The 22242-nt window shown below is 76.5% G+C and carries 22 protein-coding genes; 12 read left to right on the top strand and 10 right to left on the bottom strand.

Annotated features, from left to right (window positions below; all coding sequences use genetic code 11):
• Nucleotides 1–33: 33 nt before the first annotated feature.
• Nucleotides 34–477: a VOC family protein gene (locus tag ACIQBJ_RS13725; protein WP_400708433.1), complete on the bottom strand. Its 444-nt coding sequence runs from the start codon at nt 475–477 to the stop codon at nt 34–36.
• 309 nt (nt 478–786) lie between these two features.
• Here ACIQBJ_RS13725 and ACIQBJ_RS13720 point away from each other — a divergent pair, with 309 nt between their 5' ends.
• Entirely contained in the window at nt 787–2073 is a 1287-nt protein-coding gene (locus tag ACIQBJ_RS13720; RefSeq protein WP_400708431.1) for an MFS transporter, read from the top strand.
• Nucleotides 2074–2173: 100 nt separating this feature from the next.
• Here the strand turns inward: ACIQBJ_RS13720 and ACIQBJ_RS13715 are convergent, their stop codons facing one another.
• Nucleotides 2174–3061, bottom strand: a complete 888-nt coding sequence (locus tag ACIQBJ_RS13715; protein WP_400708429.1) for a GyrI-like domain-containing protein — start codon at nt 3059–3061, stop codon at nt 2174–2176.
• Between the two features lie 231 nt (nt 3062–3292).
• On the opposite strand from ACIQBJ_RS13715, the gene ACIQBJ_RS13710 reads away from it, so the two are divergent.
• Nucleotides 3293–4402 carry a hypothetical protein gene (locus ACIQBJ_RS13710; protein ID WP_400708427.1) on the top strand — a complete coding sequence of 370 codons (1110 nt, stop codon included), beginning with the start codon at nt 3293–3295 and terminating at the stop codon, nt 4400–4402.
• A 7-nt stretch (nt 4403–4409) separates the two neighbouring features.
• Here the strand turns inward: ACIQBJ_RS13710 and ACIQBJ_RS13705 are convergent, their stop codons facing one another.
• A complete protein-coding gene (locus tag ACIQBJ_RS13705; protein WP_400708425.1) occupies nt 4410–5534 on the bottom strand; it encodes an NlpC/P60 family protein in 1125 nt (374 codons plus the stop codon).
• 137 nt (nt 5535–5671) lie between these two features.
• A complete protein-coding gene (locus ACIQBJ_RS13700) occupies nt 5672–6139 on the bottom strand; it encodes an ester cyclase (protein WP_400708423.1) in 468 nt (155 codons plus the stop codon).
• A gap of 157 nt (nt 6140–6296) precedes the next feature.
• Between ACIQBJ_RS13700 and ACIQBJ_RS13695 the strand changes: the two genes are divergently transcribed.
• The 4 genes from ACIQBJ_RS13695 (at nt 6297) to ACIQBJ_RS13680 (ending at nt 10888) form a co-directional block, all read left to right on the top strand.
• A complete protein-coding gene (locus ACIQBJ_RS13695) occupies nt 6297–7274 on the top strand; it encodes a universal stress protein (protein WP_400708421.1) in 978 nt (325 codons plus the stop codon).
• A 213-nt stretch (nt 7275–7487) separates the two neighbouring features.
• Nucleotides 7488–8540, top strand: a complete 1053-nt coding sequence (locus tag ACIQBJ_RS13690; RefSeq protein ID WP_400708419.1) for an ADP-ribosylglycohydrolase family protein — start codon at nt 7488–7490, stop codon at nt 8538–8540.
• A 378-nt stretch (nt 8541–8918) separates the two neighbouring features.
• A complete protein-coding gene (locus ACIQBJ_RS13685; RefSeq protein ID WP_400708417.1) occupies nt 8919–10163 on the top strand; it encodes a 2-isopropylmalate synthase in 1245 nt (414 codons plus the stop codon).
• A complete protein-coding gene (locus ACIQBJ_RS13680) occupies nt 10160–10888 on the top strand; it encodes a hypothetical protein (RefSeq protein WP_400708415.1) in 729 nt (242 codons plus the stop codon). Before ACIQBJ_RS13685 ends, ACIQBJ_RS13680 begins: the two co-directional genes overlap by 4 nt.
• On the opposite strand, the gene ACIQBJ_RS13675 is transcribed toward ACIQBJ_RS13680, so the two are convergent.
• Nucleotides 10851–11390 carry a hypothetical protein gene (locus ACIQBJ_RS13675; RefSeq protein WP_400708413.1) on the bottom strand — a complete coding sequence of 180 codons (540 nt, stop codon included), beginning with the start codon at nt 11388–11390 and terminating at the stop codon, nt 10851–10853. The genes ACIQBJ_RS13680 and ACIQBJ_RS13675 overlap by 38 nt on opposite strands.
• Nucleotides 11391–11534: 144 nt before the next feature.
• Here ACIQBJ_RS13675 and ACIQBJ_RS13670 point away from each other — a divergent pair, with 144 nt between their 5' ends.
• Nucleotides 11535–12119 (top strand): flavodoxin family protein, encoded by a 585-nt coding sequence (locus tag ACIQBJ_RS13670; RefSeq protein ID WP_400708411.1) that lies wholly within the window; start codon nt 11535–11537, stop codon nt 12117–12119.
• A 24-nt stretch (nt 12120–12143) separates the two neighbouring features.
• Here ACIQBJ_RS13670 and ACIQBJ_RS13665 read toward each other — a convergent pair whose 3' ends face one another.
• The 3 genes from ACIQBJ_RS13665 to ACIQBJ_RS13655 all read right to left on the bottom strand — a co-directional run bounded on the left by ACIQBJ_RS13665 (nt 12144) and on the right by ACIQBJ_RS13655 (nt 14783).
• Nucleotides 12144–12761 (bottom strand): XRE family transcriptional regulator, encoded by a 618-nt coding sequence (locus tag ACIQBJ_RS13665; RefSeq protein ID WP_400708409.1) that lies wholly within the window; start codon nt 12759–12761, stop codon nt 12144–12146.
• 61 nt (nt 12762–12822) lie between these two features.
• A complete protein-coding gene (locus ACIQBJ_RS13660) occupies nt 12823–13278 on the bottom strand; it encodes a VOC family protein (RefSeq protein ID WP_400708407.1) in 456 nt (151 codons plus the stop codon).
• A gap of 74 nt (nt 13279–13352) precedes the next feature.
• Complete coding sequence (locus ACIQBJ_RS13655) at nt 13353–14783, bottom strand: cell surface protein (protein ID WP_400708405.1); 1431 nt, start codon at nt 14781–14783, stop codon at nt 13353–13355.
• Nucleotides 14784–15233: 450 nt separating this feature from the next.
• Between ACIQBJ_RS13655 and ACIQBJ_RS13650 the strand changes: the two genes are divergently transcribed.
• Genes ACIQBJ_RS13650 through ACIQBJ_RS13640 form a run of 3 tightly spaced genes read left to right on the top strand, consistent with a single transcriptional unit; the run spans nt 15234 to nt 17760 of the window.
• On the top strand, nt 15234–15593 hold the full coding sequence (locus ACIQBJ_RS13650) for a PadR family transcriptional regulator (protein ID WP_400708403.1): 360 nt from the start codon (nt 15234–15236) through the stop codon (nt 15591–15593).
• The gene (locus ACIQBJ_RS13645) at nt 15590–16510 is read left to right on the top strand and encodes a hypothetical protein (protein ID WP_400708401.1); all 921 of its coding nucleotides are present in this window, start codon (nt 15590–15592) and stop codon (nt 16508–16510) included. The genes ACIQBJ_RS13650 and ACIQBJ_RS13645 overlap by 4 nt, the downstream gene beginning before the upstream one ends.
• Nucleotides 16511–16566: 56 nt before the next feature.
• The gene (locus tag ACIQBJ_RS13640) at nt 16567–17760 is read left to right on the top strand and encodes an MFS transporter (RefSeq protein WP_400708399.1); all 1194 of its coding nucleotides are present in this window, start codon (nt 16567–16569) and stop codon (nt 17758–17760) included.
• A gap of 36 nt (nt 17761–17796) precedes the next feature.
• On the opposite strand, the gene ACIQBJ_RS13635 is transcribed toward ACIQBJ_RS13640, so the two are convergent.
• Nucleotides 17797–18342 carry an EF-hand domain-containing protein gene (locus ACIQBJ_RS13635; RefSeq protein ID WP_400708397.1) on the bottom strand — a complete coding sequence of 182 codons (546 nt, stop codon included), beginning with the start codon at nt 18340–18342 and terminating at the stop codon, nt 17797–17799.
• Between the two features lie 272 nt (nt 18343–18614).
• On the opposite strand from ACIQBJ_RS13635, the gene ACIQBJ_RS13630 reads away from it, so the two are divergent.
• A complete protein-coding gene (locus ACIQBJ_RS13630; RefSeq protein ID WP_400708395.1) occupies nt 18615–19889 on the top strand; it encodes an esterase in 1275 nt (424 codons plus the stop codon).
• Between the two features lie 114 nt (nt 19890–20003).
• Complete coding sequence (locus ACIQBJ_RS13625; RefSeq protein WP_400708393.1) at nt 20004–21368, top strand: Fic family protein; 1365 nt, start codon at nt 20004–20006, stop codon at nt 21366–21368.
• A gap of 306 nt (nt 21369–21674) precedes the next feature.
• Here the strand turns inward: ACIQBJ_RS13625 and ACIQBJ_RS13620 are convergent, their stop codons facing one another.
• On the bottom strand, nt 21675–22199 hold the full coding sequence (locus ACIQBJ_RS13620) for a 2'-5' RNA ligase family protein (RefSeq protein WP_400708391.1): 525 nt from the start codon (nt 22197–22199) through the stop codon (nt 21675–21677).
• Between the last annotated feature and the right edge of the window lie 43 nt (nt 22200–22242).

The raw sequence follows: 22242 nt of genomic DNA, 5'->3' as shown, positions 1-22242 counted from the left end.
GCCCCGCTCCGGGCCGTGGGCGAGGACGGTGCGTCAGCGCAGTTCCTCGGCGAGGCCGACCACGATGCCCTCGGGGCCGCGGACGTAGCAGAGCCGGAACAGGTCCTCGTAGGGCACCACCTCGCCGACCAGCTCGGCGCCGTGGCCGCGCCGCAGGCGGGCCAGCAGGTCGTCGAGCTCGTCGACGGCGAACATGACGCGGCGCAGGCCGAGGGTGTTCGCAGGGGCGTCGACGGGCCCGGACCGGACGGCGGGCGGCCGGTGGAACCTGGCGAGCTCCACCCGGCCGTGGCCGCCGGGCACCCGCAGCATCGCGACGTCCTGGCGGACACCGGTGAGGCCGATGACGCGCTCCGCGCCGGGCCAGTCGAGCGGGCCGCTGCCCTCCAGCTCCAGGCCGATCTCGACGAAGAACGCGACGACGGCGTCCAGGTCCTCGACGACGATGAGCACGTTGTCCAGCCGGCGGACCGCCACGGCGGGGCCTCCTCGGGATGTCCTGGGGATGTCCTCGGGTGTCTCCGGGAGCTCTCCCGGGTGTCCCCGCCACCGTAACGGGGTCGGCCGGGCGGTGCGCGGAGGCTCCGCCTGACGGGCCGTGAAACCTGTCCGGCCGGGGGACTGATGGCGAATATCGGGACAAATGATCACGGCGGGCTTCCCCCGCGCCCCGTCCTGGCCCCACGATGGCCTCTGCTCCGGAGCCCCCCGTTCCGGTGCGCCCGGGTGCGCGCCACCGCCGTCGCCGTCCGGGCGGTACGTGTCCGCCCCCGAAACGGAGCAGCCATGCCCCCCGCCATACCCACCGACGCCGCGTCGGCCCCCGCGCCCGAGGCCGCCCCGGCCACCGCGTCCGAGGCCGCCGAGGCCACTGAAGCCACTGAGGCCGCCCCCGTCGCACTGGCCCGTCCCCGGCTGACCGCGGTCCTGCTGATGGCGGGCAGCTGCCTGCCGATCCTGGGCGCCGTGCTGATCGCCCCCGTGCTGCCGAAGCTGCAGGAGCACTTCGCGGCCACCCCCGGCGCGGACGCCCTCGCCCCGATGGCGCTGACGATCCCCGCGCTGTCGCTGGCGGTGATGGCCCCGTTCGCGGGCGCGATCATCGACCGGCTCGGCCGCCACCGCCTGCTGGTGGTCGCCACCGTGCTGTACGCGATCGTCGGCACCGCCCCGCTGTGGCTGGACTCGCTGCCCGCGATCGTCGCCAGCCGGGTCCTGGTCGGCATCGCCGAGTCCGCCATCATGACCTGCTGCACCACCCTGATCGGCGACTACTGGTCCGGCAAGCAGCGCGAGAAGTACCTCGCCCTGCAGGCCATGTGCGCCTCGATCTCCGCCACCGCGTTCTTCGCCCTGGGCGGCGCGGCCGGTTCGGCCGGCTGGCGCGCCCCGTTCTGGGCGTACGCCGTCGGCCTGCTGCTCGCCCCGCTGCTCGGCCGGTACCTGCGCCCCGCCGTCGGCCGCGCGCAGGGCACCGCCCGGGCCGCCGCCGGTGGGCGCGCCCCGCTGCTGCGCCGCCTGCTGGCGCCCTGCGCGCTGACCTTCTTCGGCGCGATCGTGTTCTACACCGTGCCGGTCGAGACGTCCTTCCTGCTCGACGACCTCGGCACCACCGCGCCCGCCACCATCGGCCTGTGCACCGCGATCGCCAGCGTCGCCACCGTGGTCGGCGCCGTCGCCTTCACCCGGCTCACCGACCGGGCCGAGCGCCTGCTGCCCGCCGTCCTCACGCTCTGCGCACTCGGCTTCGGCGTCATCGCCGTCGCCGACAGCGTGCCGCTGCTGGTGGCCGGCGCGGTCGTCAACTGCCTGGGCGGCGGCATGCTGCTGCCCACCCTGATCACCCGCACCATGGTCCTGCTGGGCGCCGCCGACCGGGGGCGCGGCACCGGCCTGTGGAACAGCGCCTTCTTCCTCGGCGAGTTCGTCTGCCCGCTGATCCTGCTGGGCGCGGCGAAGCCGGCCGGCAGCCTGGCGGGCGCGGTCGGCGTGCTCGGCGCCGCCACCCTGGCGGTCGCCGCCGGCCTCGCCGTGCTGCGCGCCCGCCGACCGGTCGCCGCCACCGCGGCCTGACCGCACCGGGCCCGGGCCCCGGGGCGTTCGAAGCCCCGGGGCCCGCAGGAGCCCCGCCACCGATCCCCGACCCGCCCCCGGCCGACCCCGCCGTCCCGCGCTACCTCGCGGTCCGCAGCACCGGGACCCACAGCTGCGACACCGACTGCGCCGGGTCCTCCGGCAGCGCGCGGGTCCGCAGGATCTCCGGGCCCGGCCGGTACTCGTACGGGTTCGACGGCATCCACTGCGCCGCGACCTCGCCCCACATCCGCTGCAGCGCCTCCGGGAACGGCCCGGTGTTCTCGAACACCGCCCAGCTGCCCGCCGGGCACTCCAGTACGTCCAGGTCCGCCGGAACGTCCTGACGGTTCGTCACCACGGCCTGGTAGTAGTCGAGTTCGCTGCCCTCCTCGAAGCCGTCCCTCCCGGACGGGTCCGGCAGCCGGACGGTCGCCGAGACCACGCCCTCCGGGTCCTGATCGGAGAGCGCCGCGATCCGCAGCATGGTCTCCGGCGGGATGCCGCGGATGTGCTCCGCGATGTGCGGGTTGACCCCTTCGTGGATCAGGGGGACGCGGGCCTTGCTGCCCACGACCCGGAACGCTTCCTTCTGCACGATGCGGTACCGCATGGTGGTGCTCCCTTCGACGACGAGACGGAAGGACAGCCGGGGCTGCGCGTTCAGCGCCGCGCCGGGGCGTCGCGCCTCGCCGGGGCCGACCCCGTGCACGGCGCGGAACGCCCGGGCGAACGCCTCCCCCGAGGTGTAGCCGTACCGGACGGCGATCTCCAGCAGGGTCGGTTCCCCCGCCAGCACCTCGGCGCCCGCGACGGTGAGCCGGCGCCGCCGGACGTACTCCGACAGCGGCATGCCCGCCAGCGAGGAGAACAGCCGCCGGAAGTGGTACTCCGACGTGACCGCGATCCGCGCCAGCTCGGCCGCCTCGATCCGCCCGTCCAGGTGTTCCTCGACGTACTCCATCGCCAGGTTCAACCGCTCCAGCACCCCGGCCTCCTCCCGTTTTCCCTTGCGCCACCGACGTTACGGAGCCCCCACCCTGCCGCACCCGACATCCGGTGCCCGCTCCGGTCGGGCCCCGCGCGCCGGGCGCGCGCCCGCCGCCGGGCCCGCTCCGGCGCGCCCCGGCCGCCCCGTCCGACCCGGTGGACAGGCCGACGGGGCGTCACTAGCGTCACCGTCCGGGGGACATCCTTGCGACCGATGGGGGGCCATCGCATGTACACCGTTGCCGGTCAGCAGTACACCGGGCAGCAACTCCTCGACCTGCTCCGCCAGTTGGCGGCCCCGGTGGGCAGTGCCGTGGTCTGGCACGACGAGTACGTGGCCGCGCTGCCCGAACTCACCCGGACCGACTACGCCTCCACCGACGCCGTCCTGCTCAGCCTCGGCGGCTGCCTGGTGGCGGGCGACAGTTACGCCTACAAGTACCGGGCCCAGATCGACATCCTGGCCCGCCGCATCCTGGCCGGCCGCCCGCGCTTCGAGAACAGCGGCACGCCCAAGGCGTACAACCGGCTGAACTGGACCCAGCAGGGCGTCGGCGACGACGCCTACCTCCAGCTCAACAACAACCGCTCGCCGCACGCCGCCCTGCTCGACCTCGCCGCCACCTCCGGCACCTGGACCCTGGACTGCGCGACCTTCGTGCAGGCCGTCCAGCTCGCCGCCCGGGCCGTCGCCCTCGGCCCCGCCGAGTTCGACCGGACCGCCCGCCGCCCCTTCCTGCTGAAGGAGCACGACTCCACCGGCCTCACCCACGCCAAACTCTGGTACCGCACCACGCACGGCGGCGAACTGCGCCTGCGCACCCCCGCGAGCGACCGCGGCCAGACCGGCGAATCCACCGTCACCACCCCGGACGACGCGCTGCTGCTCGCCGCGCCGCCCGGCAGCCGGGTCGCCTTCGTCAACTCCGACCCGAGGGCCGAGGGCACCGACTTCGAACGCGAGAACACCGTCAAACTCCCCGACGGCACCTTCGCCTCCCACCCCTTCGGCATCCTCACCGCCGCCGCGATGAAGCGGCAGCTCGCCCTGCAGACCGTCCAGCGCTACGGCGACGAGATCGACGCCACCCTGGCCCGCGCCGCCGACGGCCGCCACGACACCATCACCCCCGCCGAGGCCCGCACCGCCCAGGCCGCCCTCGACCGCCTCCTCCAGGCCGGCGACCGCGAGGCCCTCGCCGCCTGGATCATGGCCCACCGCACCTGGACCGAGAACCTCCTCTACGACGACCTCGACGAGTACCTCGACGACCTGCTGTACCTCGGCGAGATCGAGGTCTACACCATCACCCCGGAGACCACCGCCAAGCGCCAGTGAGCCCCCGTCAGGGCGAGGGCGACGGCGAGGGCGACGGGCCCGGCTGCGCGGGGGCGTCCGGGTCGGGGCGGACCGCGCCCAGGATCGGGAGCATGGTGATCGGGGCGAGCTTGACCACGGTGCCGGTGTGCGGGGCGTGCACGACGGTGCCGCCGCCCAGGTAGAGGGCGACGTGGCCGGCGTCCGCGTGGTAGATCACCAGGTCGCCGGGGCGGAGGTCGCGCAGGGCGACCCGGTGCAGGCCCGCCCACTGCTCCTGGCTGGTGCGCGGGATCGCGGTCCCCGCCGCCCGCCAGGCCTGCGAGGTGAGGCCGGAGCAGTCGAAGGCGTCCGGGCCGGTGCCGCCCCACAGGTAGGGCTTGCCGATCTGGGCGAGCGCGAACGCGATCGCCCGGCGGCCCGCCGCCGACGCCTCGCCGCCCGGCCCGAACGCCCCGGCGGCGAGCAGCTGTTCGCGGGCCCGGTCGGCGAGCGCGCTCTCCCGCTGTTCGAGCAGGCCGAGCTGTTCGGCGGTCGCGGAGGCGAGGAGCTGCTCGGTCCGGGCCTGCAGGGCCTTCGCCTCGTCCAGGGCCCGCTGGGCGTCGGCCGCCGAGCCGGCGGCCGAGCGCTCGGCCTGCTGGGCCTGCTCCGCGGCGAGCACCAGCCGGTTGCGGGCGTCCTGGAGTTGGCGCAGCACGTTCGCGGCGCTGTGGGCGTGCGAGCCGTCCTGCTGCTGCCGGTCCAGGAAGTCCTCGGGGCGGTCGGCGAGGAACAGCCGGGCCAGCGGGCCGAGTCCGCCGCTGCGGTACTGCGCGCCGACCATCCGGGCGGCCTCCGTCTCGGCCTCGGCGACCCGGTCGCGCTCCGCCCCGGCCTGCGCGGCGGCGGTCGCGGCGGCGGCCCGACGGTCCGTCAACTGCCCGGCGGCGGCGGTGTAGCGCTGCTCGGCGGCCTCGGCGGCGTGCCGGGCGTCCTCGACGTCCTTCGCCAGCCGGTCGAGCGCGGCCTCCCCCGTCCCGGTCCCCGCCGCGGCCGAGGCCTGCGCCCCGGGGACCGGGACGGGGTCGGCGGCGGCCGGAACTGCCGGGGCCAGCACCAGGGTTGCCACCAGCAGGGCGGCGGCCCGCCAGGAGCGGGGGGTTCCACGGGACACCGCTGCGCACCGTCCTCGGTCGGATGATCGGACGTCCGACACTGTGGCATCCGCCCCGCCCGCCCCCGGGGACCTCGCCCCCCGGCCCCGGCACGCTCACCCGCGTGGCGCAAACCCCCGCCCCCGCCGGGGCCCGCTCAGAACGGCGGTATCCGCTCGGGGACCAGCCCGGCCTGCCGGAGCAGCCCGTACAGGTCGGTCTCGCCCCAGAACTCGACGATCCGGCCCCCGTCCAGCCGGTACGACTTCAGCCCGGTCATGGTGAGGTCGCGGCCGGTGCGGTCGTGCGTGTAGGTGAGCGTGAAGGCGACGGTGACCCGGTCCCCGGCGGCGGCCAGGTCGTCGACCCGGACCCGGCAGTTCGACAGGCCCGGGGTCAGCACGGCCCCCTCCGGCAGGTGCCGCCCCCGCCCGTGGATGCCCGCGCCGTGCACCAGCACGTCCTCGGCGACCAGTTCGGCGAGTTCGGCGACGTTCCTGGTCTCGAAGACCCGCAGGTAGCGGCGGACGGTCTCGGTGTTGCGCCCGGCCTCGGTGTTGCGCCCGGCCCCGGTGGTCGGGTCGACGGTCGGGTCGGCGGACGGGTCGGCGGTTTCGGTGGTCATACCGGCACGCTACGCCGGACGGGTCGCCCGCCGGGCGGAGATCACGGGGACCGGCATGCGGCGGCCCGCCCGGGGTAGCCGAGGCGGTGCCCGGGGCCGAGTCGCGCACCGGGCGGGGGCGGCGGACGGGCCGTCCGGAGGAGAGGAGACGCGGAAGATGCAGGAGACGGCGGAGCAGACGGTGCCGGTGACGACGGCGACGGCGACGGCAGTGCCGGAGGCCGCCCCGGAGGTGGCCCCGGAGGCAGTGCCCGGGGCGCTGCCGGAGACGGTGCGGGAGACCGCGCCCGGGGTCGTCGCCGGGTACGACGGTTCGGCGCAGTCCCTGGCCGCGGTGGAGTGGGCCGCCGCCGAGGCGGGACGCCGGGGCGCGGAGCTGACGGTGTTCCGGGCCTGGCCGTGGCTGGGCCTGAACGACCCGGAGGCGGACGAGTCACTGGACCCGGCGCAGTCCGCCGAGCTGGCCGAACTGGAAGCGCTGGCGGTCGGCCTGGCGGCGCGCCACCCCGGTCTGGTGGTGTTCACCCGGACCGGCGCGGGCGACCCCGCGGACGCCCTGGTCGCGGTGGCCGAGCACTACGACCTGGTGGTCCTGGGCTCGCACGGGCCGGGCGGCCTGTCCGGGATGCTGGCGGGCTCGGTGGCGCTGGCCGTCGCGGCCCGGGCCGGACGGCCGGTGGTGCTGGTCCGCGAGGAGCCCCTCCCGGCCCCGGCGGGACCGCCGGAGGTGGTGGTCGGCCTGGCCGGCGAGGAGTCCGCGGCCGCCGTCGAGTTCGCCCTCGAAGGGGCCGGACGGCTCGGCGGCCGGGTCCGGGCCGTGCACGGCTGGGACATGGTGCCGCTCTGGTCGGCGGCCGTCCCCGGCTGGATGCCGCCGATCACCGACACCGACGTCCAGGACGCCGCCCTCCGCGAGGAGCTGGCCCGCGTCACGGCGGCCCGGGCGGCCGCCCACCCGGACGTCGAACTGACCGTCGAGACCGCCCTCGGCGGCGCCGGCCGGGCCGTGCTGGAAGCCGCCGACACCGCCGCCCTGGTCGTCGTCGGCCGCCCCGGCCACCACCTCGGCCCGGTCGCCCACGCCGCCGTCAAGCACTGCCTCGCACCGGTCGCCATCGTCCCGCACGGCGCCTGAACCCCGCTGCCGCGCCCCGGCCCGGGCCCCACTCCCCTCCGGCGCTGTGAGGGACTGTCACTCCTGGACCGCTGACGGGAACGGGGGCGACGGCATGGCACTGCCCCGCCCCTGTCGCCGTTGCCCCGCGCCTTCCCCCGGCCCCGCTCCCCCTTCCCCTCCGCCGCTGTGATGGAGTGTCCCTCTCGGACGACCGACGGGAACGGGGGCGGCATGGCACTGCCGGTGCGGGTGGACGAGGCCCGGGTGCGCGGGCTCGTCCTCGGGGCGGCCCTCGGGGACGCGGCGGGCGTGGTGCGCGGCAACTGGCCGGCCGGCGGGCCGCTGCGGACCGGCGTGGCCACCCAACTGGCCGCGTTCACGGTGGAGGGGACGATCCGGGGCTCGGTCCGGCGCAACCACCGGGGCATCTGCCACGAACCGTCGCTGATCCGCAGCGCCTACGCCCGCTGGGCCGTCCTGCAGGGCGTCCGCCCCGAGAGCCCGCTGGACGGCTGGCTCGCCCAGGTCCCGGCACTGCGCGAACGGCGCGGGTACGCGCCCGCGACCGTCGACGCCTTCACCGACCCCGAACCCGGCCGGCCCGCCGCACCCGCCCGGCCGAGCCGGGGCGCGCACGCCCTCACCCGCGGCCTACCGCTCGGACTGTTCTGGCTGCTCCGCGGCCAGGGCGAGTGGGCGGAGCAGGTGATCCGGGAGACCGCCGCGCTCACCCACGGCGCGCCGGACGCCCAGGAGGCGGCCCTCGCCGGCGCCGAACTCGTCGGCCACTGCCTCGTCACCCCCGACCCGTTCCGGGCCTGGACGACCACCCCCGCCGGGCCCGGACACCCGCTGCACGACCTGCTGCACCGCCTCCCGCTGCCGGGCGGCGCCACCCCCGCGGACATCCTGGCCCTGCTCCGCGACCCCGCCGCGCCCGCCCCGTTCGCCGACCTCGCCCCGGACGCCACCGCCGTCTCCGCCCTCCTCGGCGCCCTCCTCGTCGTCACCCGCCACCCCGACCGCGCCACCGTCGAAACCGCCCTGCGCCACGCCGCCACCGCCCCCGACGCCTCCTCCGTCGCCACCACCACCGGCGCCCTCCTCGGCGCCGCCCACGGCATCGACGCCCTCCCCGTCCCCCTCCTCAGCCGTCTCGAACTCGCCTGGGAACTCGACACCCTGGCCCGCGACCTCCTCCAGGAACTCACCGACTCCCCCGCCGGCAGCGAATACTCCCCCGGCCGCGACCCCCACTGGTGGTCCCGCTACCCGGGCGGCTGACACCCCCTCACCCCGCACCACCCGCCTGCGACTCCCCACCCCCCGCCGCACAGCAGTTCAGACGTTCCCCCACCCCACCCGGCAGCGCTGCGGCGGGCCGCCCCCGCCGCGCAGCGTTCCTGTCTCTCCCTCACCCCACCGGGCGGTACTGCCGTGTGCCGCGTCCCCCTATCCCTCTCCACCCCTGCCGCGCAGCGTTCCTGTCTCTCCCTCACCCCACCGGGCGGTACTGCCGTGTGCCGCGTCCCCCTATCCCTCTCCGCCCCCGCCGCGCAGCGTTCCCGTCCCACCTCACCCCACCGGGCGGTACTGCCGTGTGCGGCGGCGTGGCGGGCCGGTAGGTTCTGTGGCGGATCGGCCGGGGCGGGAGGGGCGAGGGTGGATGCGGTGCGGGAGTCGGCGGCGGCCGGCCGGGTTGTGGTGTGGGAGGAGTCGGCGCGGGACGGGGCGCAGGCGAAGACGTTGATGTCGGGGGCGTTCCGGGTCCGGTTGGCGCGGGAGAGCGGGCGGGTCTTCGGGGCGGACGGCCCCCGGCACGTGGTGTTCGCGGCGGGCTTCCCGGCCGTCTGCGGCGAGGAGTTCGAGGCGGTCCGGCAGGTCGCGGTGGAGGCCGAGGGCAGTGTGGGGGTGGCGGCGGTCTGTCGCGGCCACCGCCGCGATCTCGCGCAGGCGCTGGCCGCGGTGCGAGGCAGTCGGCACGCGCGGGTGATGGTGGTGGTGCCGGCCTCGGAGGCGATGGCGGGGGTGATGGTGCACCGGTCGGCCGCGCAGGCGCTGCTGGACGGGGTCGACCTGGTGAAGGCGGCCCGCGACCTGGACCCGGACGTCGCGGTGGACATCTGCCTCGCGGACGCTTCCCGCGCCGACACCTCGCTGATGGGCGGGGCCGCCGCGGCGATGACGGCGGCGGGCGCGGGCCTGGTGCTGCTCGCCGACACGGTGGGGGCCCAACTCCCGCAGCAGTGCGGGCGGATGTTCGCGGAGGTCGCCGCCGCGGCCGGGCCGGAGGCCGTCCTCGGTTCGCACCTGCACAACGACCTGGGGCTCGGCCTGGCGAACACCCTGCAGGCACTGGCCGCGGGGGTGCGGGTGGTGTCCTCGTCGTGGCTGGGCCTGGCGGAGCGGGCCGGGATGGTCGCCACCGAGCAGCTCCTGCTGCTGCTCGCCCGGCATCCGGGCGAGTTGCTCGGCCCGGACGCCCGGCCCTGGTGGACGGCGCCGGACCTGCGGCGGCTGCCGCCGATCGCCCGGATGGTGGCGGAGGAGACCGGTGTCCCGCTGACCGTCACCACGCCGGTGGTGGGCACGGGCGTGGGGACGATCTCCACCGGCACGCCGTTCGTCCACCCGGAGCTGTTCCAGCCGTACGACCCGGCCGAGGTCCTGGGCGTCGAACCCCGGGTGCTGCTGACCCAGTTGGCGAGCGCCCGGGTGGTCGCGGCGGTCGCGGCCCGGCTCGGGCACCGCCTGGACGAGGCGCAGACCCGGGCCGCGCTGGGCTGGGCCAAGTCCCGGGCCTTCCGCACCGGGCGGGCCGTCGTCCCGGACGCCGACTTCGCCGCCTACCTGGACGGCCTCACCCACACGCCCGCGCCCGTCCCCTCCCCCGGAGCCGACCGATGAACCGGACCCCCGCCGCTGCCCCCGCCACCGCCACCGCCGCCGAGGTCGCCGCCGCGCTGGGCGACGGGCGCGCCGTCGTGCTGCCCAATCCGGCGCCGCTGACCCGGGTCGTCGCCGGGCGCCGCGCCCCGGCGGTGAACGAGGCCAAGGGCCGCCCGGCCGCGCAGCCGGTCGCGCTCTGGGCGCACCACCCGGAGACCCGGCGCGCCCTGGACGGGGTCTGGGACCTCCCGGCGGACCGGCTCCCGTTCGTCCACCGGCTGCTGACGGAGGAGCACCTCACCGTGCTGCTGCCCGTCCGCGCCGACGCCGCCCTGCCCGGCTGGGCGGCCCCGGCCGTGCAGGACGGCTGGATGCTGCTGTTCGGGGCGCGCTGGGAGCCGCTGCGCCCGCTGCTGGACCCGCACCCGGTGCTGTACGTCAGCAGCGCCAACCGGACCGGGCAGCCGCCCGCCGCCACCGCCGCCGACGCCCTCGCGATGTTCCCGCCGACCGTCCCCGTCCTGCCGGACCCGGACCCGGCCCCGGACCCGGTCGCCGGAGTGCCGACGACCCGCCGGGCCACCACCACCGTCCGCCTCCACCCGGACGGCACGCCCGCCCTGCACCGCCACGGTGCCCAGGACGCGGGCGCCCCGGACGCCGCCCACTACCTGCGCGGGCTCGCCGCCCGTCTGGACCGACCCGTCACGGGGCCGAATTCCCTTCGAAGTCACCGAAGTTGATCAGGCTCACCCGGTTGCCGCAGGCGTCCCAGGCCACGTGCTTCCGCGCGCCCCAGTAGTAGGCGTCGTAGCCCATCAGGTCGCCGTACTGGACGTCCTCGCGCACCCGGTCGGGGGTGCCGAACGCGGCGAGGAACTGCTCGTAGGACGCCAGCCCGGGGAAGCGCCGGTGCAGGTCGGGACCGTAGAGGGCGAAGCCCACCACGCTGCCGCCCACGACCTTGTAGCTGAACCCGCCGACGCAGTAGAGGCCCCCGTCCGACCGGACGACGTGCGCCACCACCTCGTCGAGGCTCAACGGCCGTCCCTCGGCGTCCTGGTACTCGCTCTCGACGTCGTCCCCGCCCCGGTACCGGGCGACCAGCGCGGAGTGGGCCTCGTCGATCCCCGGGCGCGGGACGTCGGCGGCCGGGGCGCCGAGGGCCACGCCGTTCAGCGTGAGGGCGGAGAGGTCGAGGTGCGGCCGGTACAGCGCTTCGGTGTCGTCGAGGATCTCGGTCATCGGCCGAGTCTAGGCCCGTCGGCAGCCGCACCGCGTGCACGTTCCCGACCGGCCCGGGTTCCCGGAATGCCCGGCAGCCCCGGCCGGTTGGTCCTTGCACACGCAGGTACCCATGGTGTGCAAGGACCAGCTCCGGAGGCCCAGATGACGAACCGCTCCTTCCTCTTCCTGCTCGGCAGCACCCGTACCGGCGGCAACACCGAGGCGCTGGCCCGGGCCGCCGCCGAGCAGCTGCCGTCCGACGTCGGGCAGCGCTGGCTGCGGCTGGCCGAACTGGACCTGCCGGACTACGCCGACGTGCGGCACGGCTCGGGCGACGCCGAGGTCGCGCCGGGCGCCGAGCGCCTGCTGCTGGACGCCACGCTCGCCGCGACCGACCTGGTGATCGCCTCGCCGCTGTACTGGTACTCGGTCTCCACCCCCACCAAGCGCTACCTGGACCACTGGTCCCGCTGGCTGCGCACCCCGGGGCACGACTTCCGCGCCACCATGGCGGGCCGCACCCTGTGGGGCGTCACGGCGATGGCCCACGCCGAGGAGGAACTCGCCCGCCCGCTCGAACTGACCCTCCACCACTCGGCCGCGTACCTGAAGATGCACTTCGGCGGCGTCCTCCTCGGCAACGGCACCGCCCCGGGCCAGGTCCTCGCCGACACCCGCGCCCTGGCCCGCGCCAAGACCTTCTTCACCGGACCGGCCCCGCTCGCCCGCTTCCCGCACGAGCAGTAGCCGGGCCCGGCCCGACGCCGGCCGCTACCTGCCGCCGGGGTCGAGCCCGGCGATGATCATGACGTCCTCCTCCGGCATCCCGAGGGCCTCGGCGACACCGCGCGTGAGCATCGGCGTCGGGTTGTGCCAGCCCCCGCCCAGACCGCGGACGGTGCTCTGCGACAGGGCGGCCCCACGGGCCATCTCCAGGACCACGATGCCGCGCCGACGCATCAGCCCCCGGAGGGTCCGCCCGAACGGGTGCGGCTCGTGCTGCCCCGCCGGAGTGGTGGCGGGGCCGACGACCGCGTCCCCGACCTTGGCCCGGAACTCGATCAGTTCGTCGCCCGCGAACCCGACCTGCCCGACGAAGGGCAGGTCGGCACCGCCACCGGGGCCGACCGTTCCGGGCACGGACACCTCGGTGAACCGCGCGGCGTGGCCGCGATGGTCGCTGCGGACCTCGTGCGGGCGGGCCGGTTCGACGTGGGTGACCCGCCAGTCGGGGTTCCACCAGGGCAGTTCGCGCAGCACCTCGTCGAAGAACGGGCACAGCACCGCCGCCACGTCCGGCGGGTCGACCCGCTCTCCCCCGACGACGCCGGGCCAGTACGTCAGTGCCGAGAGCACGTCCACCGTCAGCACGCGATTCGCCTTCTCCACGGCCTCACCCTCCCACGGCCGGCGGGGCGCGGACAGCCCCCGGCCCCGGCCCGACGCCCCGTCAGACGATGTCGAACTCGTTGCCCTCGGGGTCCCGCATCGCCGCGGCGTAGCAGCCGGTGTCCGGGTCGTCCTTGATCCGCAGGACGGTGGCCCCGGCGTCGACCAGTCGTTCGACCGCCGCCGTGACGCGGCGGACGCGGACGTCGCGGGGGACGTCGCGGCCGCCGCCGGCCTTGAGGTCGAAGTGCCAGCGGTTCTTGGCGGTCTTCGGCTCCGGGACCTGCTGGAACCAGACCCGCGGTCCGCGCCCGGCGGGGTCGACGATCGACTCGGGGACGTCGCCGGCCCCGGGCGGCAGTTCCTCCGCCGGGACGCCCAGGGACGTCCAGTAGGCGCGCCAGGTGGGGTGGCCGTCCGGCGCGGGCTCGGGGACGTAGCCGAGGGCCTCGGCCCAGAAGGCCGCCATGCGCTGCGGGTCGGCGCAGTCGATCGTCACCTGCACGGTCATCTCCATGCGCGGAGGATGCCGGACGCCTCCGACAACCGCCCCGGCCCGGGGGCCGGGGCGGGGCGTCGACGCCGGCGCGGTCAGGCGCAGTTGACGATCAGTGCGGTGAGCGCCGCGCAGCTGCGGCTCGCGCTGTCGTTGGACGGCTCCGGGTCGGCCGGGCTGGAGGCGGTGCGGGTGGCGGTCACCTTGTAGGCGGTGCCGAGCAGGCCGAGCGGGAGGCTGAAGGTCCGGGTCGCGGTGGCGCCGGGGGCGATCGCCGGGAAGGCGCAGGCGACGGTGCCGGGCCCGGCGGTGCAGCCCGCGGCCAGTGCGGTCGCGGTGACGGTGTTCGGGGTGACGGCGGCCGAGACGGTCGCGGTGGCGGTGGCGGTGGCGCTGCGGTTGGTGACGGTCAGCGTGTAGTCGATCCGGCCGCCGAGCAGCGCGGGCGCGGGCACCGCCGTCAGTCCGACGGCGAGGTCGGCCTGTGCGGGCGGGGTCGGCGGGGCGGGCGCGGCCACCAGCACGTCCACCGGCCGGTCGCCCGCGCGGACCCGGTCGACGACGGCGGCGGTGGCGACGTCCACCACGGTCAGGTAGCCGTTCTGCGGGTTGGCGATCCAGAGCCGGGCGCCGTCGGGGGTGAGGGCGAGCGCGCCGGGGCTGTCCGGGGTCTCGACGATCGGGCCGACCTGGCCGGTGGCGGTGTCGAACCCGGCCATGGTGGGGCCGAGTTCGGAGGTGGCGTAGGCGTGCGCGCCGTCCGGGGCGACGGCCACGCCGACCGCGCCCGCGTAGAGCTGGATCTCGCGGCCGACGGTGCGGGTCGCGGTGTCGAGGACGGCGACCACGCCGGTGTCGTACTCGGTGACGTAGGCGTGCCGCCCGTCGGGGGCGAAGGCGACCTGCCGGGGCGAGCCGGGCAGGGCGACGGTCGCGGCCACGGTGTTGGTGCGGGTGTCGACCACGGTGACGCCCTGGGGCTGCGTCAGGTACAGCTCGGTGCCGTCGGGCGAGACCGCGGCGTCCTCGGCGGTGGCGCCGATCGGCACGGTCGCGGTGACGGTCCGGGTCGCGGTGTCGACCACCGACACCCGGCCGGCGCCGTTCCGGTCGCCGACGTACAGGTGCGCGCCGTCGGGGGCGACGGCCGCGGCCTGGGTGGCGCCGCCGGTGGCGACGGTGCCGAGGACGGTGCCGGTGTCGGCGCCGATCACCGAGACGGGCGCGCCGCCGCCGTCGGTGACGTAGATCCGGCGGCCGTCGGCGGAGGCGGCCAGCCGGGCCGGGTCCGCGCCGACGGCGATCTGCCGGACCTGCTGGCGGGTGGCGGCGTCGACCACCGTCACGGTGCCCCGCCCGGCGTTCGCCACGTACGCGAGGGGTGCGGCCGTCCCGGCGGCGTGCGCGGGGGCGGCGGCCAGCACGGGGGCGCCGAACCCGGCCAGGGCCAGCGCGAGCACCCCGGCGGCGGCCCGGGCGGGTCGGGGTCTGCGGCGGGACGGGGACGCCTGGGGATTCGATCGCACGGCTACCTCTTCTGCTGGGCCACGGGGACGCGGGCGTCGGCGGACCGGGGCGCCGGTGCCGGAGGGCACCGCGCCGCGCCGGGGCCCGCCCGCGGGCGACCGACGGTGCGACCGTGATCACCGGGAGTGCATGCTGCTGGCCCGCCCGCGCGCCCCGCAAGAGCGCTTTCGCGCCACCCCGGCGGCCCGCCGGACCCGTTCCGGCCATCGGTGCTGGCCGCCGGGCAGCCGCCCCGGCGGGGGTGTCCGAAACCGCTCCCCGCCGGTCGCACACGTCATTTCCGGCCAACCCCCTTTGTCCGCAAGGGAGTTCGACTCCGGGCCGATCATCCGAACATCCGCCCGCAGCACCCCGGGGGCCCACCGCGCACCCTGATCCGCCGTCAACCCCCGCCCCTCCCGGGCCGATCCCCCTGGACCATAGTCAGTCAGCCGGTATATACAGGGTGCATGAGTGAACGCAGCAGCCACAGCCAGCCGATGCGGGAGCCCACCCTCCTGCTGCTGGCCGCCCTCGCGGACGCGCCCCGGCACGGGTACGCCCTGCTCGGCGAGGTGACCCGGATCTCCGACGGCCGGGTCCGCCTCCGCGCGGGCACCCTCTACGGCGCGCTCGACCGCCTGCTCGCCCAGGGCCTGGTCCGGGTCGAGCGGGAGGAGGTCGTCGACGGGCGGGCCCGCCGGGTGTACGCCCTGACCGAGCAGGGCCGGGCCGACCTCGACGCCGAGGTCCGCCGGATGGAAGCCGTGGCCACGGAGGCCCGCCGCCGGATGCGGCAGGCCCCTCGAGCACAGGGAGCGACGGGATGACCGACGAACGACTGCTGGCGTGGGCCCTCCGGCTCCACCCGGCGCCCTACCGCCGGCAGCACGGGCCCGAACTGGCCGAGGCCGCACGGGCCTCGATGGCCGACCGGCCGCGCGCGGGCGTCCTGGCCGAGGCCGCCCACCTCGCCGCCCACGGCCTGCGCCTGCGCCTCGGCCTGGGCGCGGACCGCCCGACCGGCCGGGCCGCCGCCGGGGCCGCCCCGCTGGTGCTGACCGTCGCCCTGGCCGGCGGCACCGGCCTGCTGCTGCGTCAGCGGTGGGACCTGGGACACCAGTTGCTGCCCCCGGACGGGCCGCTGCTCACCGGCGGCGACCGCCTGGTCGGAGCGGGCCTGGCGCTGACCGCCCTGGCACTGCTCGCGCTGCTGCTCGGCCGGGTCACCGCCACCCGTCTGCTCGCCACCGCCGCGGCCGGGGCGGCGGCGGCCGCCACCGTCCTGTCCGCGCACAGCTGGGTCGGCGCGGGCGCCTCGCACCTGCTCGGCACCCTCGGCGGCCCGCTGGCGGTCTGCCTGTTCCTGTGGCTGGCCCCGCTGAGCCTGACCGAGCGGCCCGACCGGCGCACCGCCGCGCTCTCCGTCGCGGGCGGCCTCGGCGTCGCGGCGGTGGTCGGCGCGGTCCCGGGCCTGCTCGACACCCTGGTGCTCGACGCGGCGATGCTGCTGGCCGCCGGCCTGGGCCTCCGCCGGACCGGACGCCCCGCCCTGGTCGGACTGCTCGCCCTGCTCCCGCTGCTGCCCCGCGCCCTCGGCCCGGTCACCCTGTTCGCCTCCTACGCGCAGCACTCGCTGCTGGCGGGCGCGCTGGCGGCCGCCGTCGCGGCGGTCCTGCTCCGCCTGCCGGCCCGCACCCCGACGGCCCCGGCGGCCCCGGCGGTCCCCACGGCGGACGAGGACTGACGGGCCGTCACCGCACCCTGCTGCGGCCGCCGCACCCGAGCACCTACCGTGGACGGATGACCGACCGACCGCGCCGTGCCTACCTGGGGGCGGCGGCCGCCTTCGCCGCCTGCATGACCGGCACCACCCTGCCCACCCCGCTGTACGGGCTGTACCAGGAGCGGCTCGGCTTCTCCGAGCTGATGGTGACGGTGGTGTTCGCGGTCTACGCCTTCGGCGTGATCGGGGTGCTGCTGCTGTTCGGCCAGGTCTCGGACACGGTCGGCCGCCGGCCCGTGCTGCTGTGCGGGCTGGCCTGCGCGGCGGCCGGTTCGGCGGTGTTCCTCGCCGAACGGGGCCTGGCCTGGCTGTTCGCGGGCCGGCTGCTGGCCGGGTTCGCGGCGGGCCTGTTCACCGGCACCGCCACCGCGTACGTGCTGGAGCTCGCCCCGCCGGGCCGGACCGCCCGGGCCGCGTTCGCCGCCACCGCCGCCAACATGGGCGGCCTCGGCTGCGGGCCGCTGCTGGCGGGCGTGCTCGCCGAGTACGCCCCCGCGCCGCTGCGACTGCCCTTCCTGGTGCACCTCGCCCTGCTGGCGGGCGCGTTCGCGGTCGTCCGCGCCCTGCCGGAGACCGTGCCGGACGCCCGGCCGGCCCGCACCGCCCGGCCGCGCCGGCCCGTCCTGCCGCCGCAGGTGCGCGGGGTGTTCGGGCCCGCCGCGGTCGCCGCCTTCGCCGGGTTCTCGCTGCTCGGCCTGTTCACCTCGGTCACCCCGGCCTTCCTCGCCGGGAGCCTCGGCGTGCACGACCACGCCCTGGTCGGGCTGATCGTCTGCGCCGCCTTCCTCGCCTCCACCGGCGGCCAGCTGCTGGTGCCCCGGCTGGGCGCCGCGCGGGCGGTCCCGACGGGCTGCCTGGTGCTGATCGGCGGCCTCGGCCTGCTCGCCCTCTCGCTCGCCACCGGCACCCTCGCCCCGCTGCTGCTGGCCGCCCTGGTCGGCGGCGCGGGCCAGGGGCTGGGGCTGCGCGGCGCCGTCACGCTGGTCGCCGCCGCCGCGCCCGCCACCCACCGGGGCGGGGTGCTCTCCGCCCTGTTCGTGGTCGGCTACCTGGGGATCTCGATCCCGGTGATCGGCGTCGGCCTGCTGGACGGCCCGCTCGGCCTGCCGCACGCCGGGCTGGTCTTCACCGCCTGCATGGCGGCGCTGGCGGCCACCTCCGCCGGGTGGCTGCTGCTGCGCCGCGGCGGCCGGCCTGCCGACGACCACTGACCCTCCGCCGGCCTGCCGACAACCGCCGACCCGGCGTCAGCCGCCGACCGGCAGCGGGCCGCAGAGCAGGTTGCCGGGCTCCGCCGGGTCGCCGCTCATCCAGAACTGCGCCCAGAGCTCACGGAACTCGGGGCGGCTCAGGTAGCCGTCGCCGTCCAGGTCGAGCCGGTCGAAGACGTCGCCGGTCTCGGTGGGGCGGCCGTGCCAGAGGTCGACCAGGCGGCGGTGCTCGGTGCGGGAGATCTGCCCGTCCCCGTTCTCGTCCACCGCGTCGAAGACGGTGTCGGCGGTGGCCAGGACGGTGTCGCGCAGCTCCGGCAGCCGGTCCACCATGGCGAGCAGCTCCTCCAGGTCGACCCGCCCGTCGCCGTTGGCGTCGGCGGCGGCCGAGAGCAGGTCCCACCAGCCCGTCATCAGGCTCTCCACCCGGGCGGTCAGCCCCGGGTCGCCCGCCACCCGGGGCAGCCGGTGCCAGCGGTCGGCCAGCGCCCGGAAGTCGCTCCGGTCGAGGTAGCCGTTCCCGTCGGCGTCGAAGGCCTCGAACATCTCGGTCATCTTGATGCGCTGGAACGCGTTCGCCACGGCGCCGCCCTTCTCCCCGGAGGTGTCCGGCCCGCTCCCCGGCGGGCCGTGCGTGACGGGAATCCTCTCCACCGCCCCGCCCGAACCACCGGCGCACCGGTGCGCGACCGGCGCACGCGCCACACCCGCACGCCCCGTCCGGCGCGCACCACCTGAACGGGCGTCATACCCGGGTACCACCCGGCCGATTGGCTCCCGAGTATGACGCGGAACGCCCGTTCGCCCCCGTACGGTACTGCCGTTCGAGACGGCGTGGACGAGGAGGACCGACGATGGGCACACGGGGACGGATCGTGGCGGCGGCCGCACTGGCGGCGGTGACGGCGCTCGCGCCGATCTGCGCGCCGGGGGCGCAGGCCGTGCAGCGGGCCCCCGACCAGCACCGGGCGCGGGCGCTGCTGCCCGAGCCGGGCGGGCCGTACCCGATCGGCACCACCTCGCTGCGGCTCGCCGACCCGGGACGGCCGGACCCGTGGGTGGCGGGGCGGTCGCGCGAGCTGATGATCAGCCTCTGGTACCCGGCCGCCCGCGCCCCGGGGCCCGCCGACCGCCGCGCGCCGTACATGGCGCCCGCCGCGGGGGAGCACTTCGGCGGCCCGGACGGCACCGCCCTGCTCAACTACGGGGTGACGCCCGGCAGCACCGACTGGTCGGGCATCCGCACCCACGCCGTCGCCGACGCCCCCGCGCTGCCCGGCGCGCCGCGCCCCGTCCTGCTGTACTCGGCGGGCCTCGGCGACCCGCGGACCTGGGGCACCGCCCTGGTCGAGGACCTCGCCTCGCGCGGCTACGTGGTGGTCACCGTCGACCACACCTACGAGGCGTCCGAAGTCGCCTTCCCCGACGGCCGGTTGGCCACCTCCGTGCTGCCCGGCATGCTGGGGTCGCCCGGCCTGGACATCGGCGCGGTGCTGCGGACGGCGATGGCCGCCCGGGTCGCCGACACCCGGCTGGTCCTGGACCGGCTCCCCGGCCTGGGCGGACTGCCGGGCCTGCCGGAGCACCTGGGCTCCGTCCTCGACCCGACCCGGATCGGGATGCTCGGCCACTCGGCGGGCGGCTTCACCGCGCTCCAGGCGATGCACGACGACCCGCGGATCGCCGCGGCCGTCGACCTCGACGGCCAACTCCACTTCCCCGGCCCGGACGGCACCGGCGTCCACCTCTCCGAGGTCGCCGAGGACGGCCTCGACCGGCCGTTCCTCCTCCTCGGCACCCGCAGCGAGGACTCCGGCGGCCACCGCGTCCAGCCCGGCTGGGACGCCCTGTGGCAGCACAGCACCGGCCCGCGCGCCGACTTCACCCTGGAAGCCTCCCGGCACGGCTCACTCACCGACGCCGAACCCCTCCTCCCCGCCCTCGCCCACCAGGGCGCCCTCCCCACCGACCGCCTCCGCGCCGACCTCGGCGACCTCCCGCCCGCCCGCGCCGGGACCGCCCTCCACACCTACGTCGCCGCCTTCTTCGACCACTGGCTCCGCCACCGCGACACCCCCCTCCTCGACGGACCCTCCCCCCGCTTCCCGGAGATGACGTACCACCCCTGACCTTGCCGGGGGACGACTCCGCGCAACGCAAGCGGCGCCCGAGTCGCATTCCTCGTTCGGTCGGCCGGGGAAATGCCGTTGCCCGCACCGCCGGTCCCCGTGCACCCTGGCCGGGTGTCCAGAGTGCCTTACCCCGGGGACCTGTCCTGGGACGATGTCGATCCCGCCGGCCATCCCTTCGACCCCGATGCGGTGGCGCAGGTGGTCCAGTCCCTCGGCCCGGCGAGGCGGGTGCCCTCCCGGACGGACCCGGACGTCGACCTGACCAGGGTCAACTGGGCTCACGAGGTGGCCAGGCCCTGGTCCGACGCCATGACGCATGCGCTGGTCGAGCATTACGACCCGTGGGCGGCAGGATGGCGCTGGTCGCACGGCGAGGGGGACATCGACGGAGGGCCGATCGGGAGCTGGTGTTGCGGCTCGCACTCGATCGCCACCCCGCAGCAGACCCTCGAGCGGGTCGCGGCGGCGCTGTGCGAGTGGCGTGACTGGCTGGAGCGTCTCGTGGAGTGGTTCGAGGCCTACCCGCTGGACCCGGAGACCGTGACGGCCGACCGTGTCCTGTGGGAGAGCGCCGCCCGCAACGTGATCCTGCAGGTGGCGGACTGGACGGGTGCCGAAAGCGGCTGGCACGGGCACTGCGAGCAGGTCCTGGGCTGGTTCCTCACCTACTGGGGTGTCGCCCCGGAGACGGCCAAGAACCTGGTGGGCCAGGCGGTCGGGGGCCGGTTCAAGAGTTGGACCGCGCCGGACACCGTCCTGGCCGATGACATCGCGGAGCGGCTCGTCGGCCCCTTGCGGCCCGAGGACACCCGCTGGTCGCCCGAGCCCGGCGAGTTCCCGGACCACCTGGAGCGCTGGTTGGTGGTGCGCGAGACCGTGCCGTGGCCGGAACACGAGGCCAGTGCGGTCGTCGGACCGGTGGTGCCCGCCCGGGACGGCGCGGTCGAGGAGTTCCGCTTCTTCGACACGGCCGTGGACGCCGCTCGCGGAGCGGGCTTGCTCGCCGCACTCGAACTGGTACGGGCCGACGCCGCACGGGGCGCCGCACTCGACTTCGAGCTGATGCGCGGCTGGCAGCAGCACGTACTCGGCGCCCCTGGGCTGCCGCTGCTGCGCACCCACCCCGCCTTCGCCAAGGGCGGTGCCGAGCGCTACGGGATCGGCCCCGACACCCGCGCCCGCCTCGACACCTGCTTGGCACAGGCCACCGACGGCCGGCTCTCGCTCGCCGCCAGGGCGGCCCGCGCACATCTGGACGTTTGCTTCTTCCACCCGTTCGACGACGGCAACGCCCGCGCCGCCCTGCTCACCTTGCTGTTCGTGCTGGCCCGCGAAGGCGTCACCCTCGACTCGGTGTTGCTCATCCGTCGGTTCAGCCGCCGGGCCGACAACCCGCAGGACGCCCTGGGCCTGTGCGGTTCCGTCGAGTACCACCTTGAGCAGAGCCGTGCCTCTGTCGCTCAGCTCGGCGGTTAACCGTTTGCAGCGGTTCGTCGCGGTCTGGTGCCCTTCTTGTGGTGGGCGGGCCGGGCGTACGCCTCACCGGTGGCCAGGACTCTGCCCACCTGGTGGATCCGGCGCCGGATCCACCAGGGTCTTCACCGGCCCGTCGGTGCACAGCACCGCGCCTGCCAGTTCGAACAGTGCATCGCGCCGCCCGGTCGGGGGGTCGGAGAAGACTCCCCGGAAACACCCGCACGAGTGATCAACGGGGCCGCCTGTTCGAAGCCGGACGTCAAACGTCAAGCCGACGCCCCGTCACCCGGGCTCCGTCGGGGGCGGTCAGGGGTGGAGCGGGAACGAGGCGCCGCGCTGCCAGCGGGTGCCGTCGTGGGTGAGCAGGTGGGCGGCGGTGATCCGGGTGGTGACGGGCAGGCGGGGGGCGAGGGCGGCCTCGATCAGGTCCAGTCGGGCGGGGTCCGGGTGGTGGGCGACCGTCAGGTGCGGGACGAGTTCGGTGAACCGCCCGCCGAACGGCGGGACTTCGGGCCAGCGGGCGGCGAGCGCGGCCATCAGGGCGCGCAGCGGCCCGTCGGGGTCGGGGGCGAGGTACAGGAGGCCGGGGAACCGTCCGCAGGCGGCGAACCGGACGTCGAAGGCCCGGTGGCCGGCGAAGAGTGCGCGGAGCGCGGCCAGGACCGGGCCGTCCACCGCGGCCGCGTCGAGGAACGGGAAGTGCAGCGTCACGTGGGCGGGCACGCCCGCCCGGGCGCCCGGGTCGTACTCCTCGCGCAGGCACGCGACGGCGGCCTCCGCCTCCGGCACCTGCACCACCAGACCGGTCTGGCCGGCCCGAAACTCCGCCATGCCCGACATCCTGTCACGGGGCGCTGCCGGGACGGGACTTCAG

The sequence above is a fragment of the Kitasatospora sp. NPDC088391 genome (assembly GCF_044753345.1).
Classification (GTDB): domain Bacteria; phylum Actinomycetota; class Actinomycetes; order Streptomycetales; family Streptomycetaceae; genus Kitasatospora.
The sequence above is the reverse complement of the archived record's forward strand: the minus strand, read 5'-3'. Positions and strand labels throughout refer to the sequence as shown.

Bases quoted from the DNA above. Each gene is read 5' to 3' on its own strand.
- ACIQBJ_RS13690 (WP_400708419.1), top strand. From the start codon at position 7,488: ATGGCACTGCCGGTGCGGGTGGACGAGGCCCGGGTGCGCGGGCTCGTC.
- ACIQBJ_RS13680 (WP_400708415.1), top strand. From the start codon at position 10,160: ATGAACCGGACCCCCGCCGCTGCCCCCGCCACCGCCACCGCCGCCGAG.
- ACIQBJ_RS13630 (WP_400708395.1), top strand. From the start codon at position 18,615: ATGGGCACACGGGGACGGATCGTGGCGGCGGCCGCACTGGCGGCGGTG.
- ACIQBJ_RS13645 (WP_400708401.1), top strand. From the start codon at position 15,590: ATGACCGACGAACGACTGCTGGCGTGGGCCCTCCGGCTCCACCCGGCG.
- ACIQBJ_RS13620 (WP_400708391.1), bottom strand. From the start codon at position 22,199: ATGGCGGAGTTTCGGGCCGGCCAGACCGGTCTGGTGGTGCAGGTGCCG.
- ACIQBJ_RS13650 (WP_400708403.1), top strand. From the start codon at position 15,234: ATGAGTGAACGCAGCAGCCACAGCCAGCCGATGCGGGAGCCCACCCTC.
- ACIQBJ_RS13675 (WP_400708413.1), bottom strand. From the start codon at position 11,390: ATGACCGAGATCCTCGACGACACCGAAGCGCTGTACCGGCCGCACCTC.
- ACIQBJ_RS13670 (WP_400708411.1), top strand. From the start codon at position 11,535: ATGACGAACCGCTCCTTCCTCTTCCTGCTCGGCAGCACCCGTACCGGC.
- ACIQBJ_RS13640 (WP_400708399.1), top strand. From the start codon at position 16,567: ATGACCGACCGACCGCGCCGTGCCTACCTGGGGGCGGCGGCCGCCTTC.
- ACIQBJ_RS13720 (WP_400708431.1), top strand. From the start codon at position 787: ATGCCCCCCGCCATACCCACCGACGCCGCGTCGGCCCCCGCGCCCGAG.
- ACIQBJ_RS13710 (WP_400708427.1), top strand. From the start codon at position 3,293: ATGTACACCGTTGCCGGTCAGCAGTACACCGGGCAGCAACTCCTCGAC.
- ACIQBJ_RS13700 (WP_400708423.1), bottom strand. From the start codon at position 6,139: ATGACCACCGAAACCGCCGACCCGTCCGCCGACCCGACCGTCGACCCG.
- ACIQBJ_RS13695 (WP_400708421.1), top strand. From the start codon at position 6,297: ATGCAGGAGACGGCGGAGCAGACGGTGCCGGTGACGACGGCGACGGCG.
- ACIQBJ_RS13660 (WP_400708407.1), bottom strand. From the start codon at position 13,278: ATGGAGATGACCGTGCAGGTGACGATCGACTGCGCCGACCCGCAGCGC.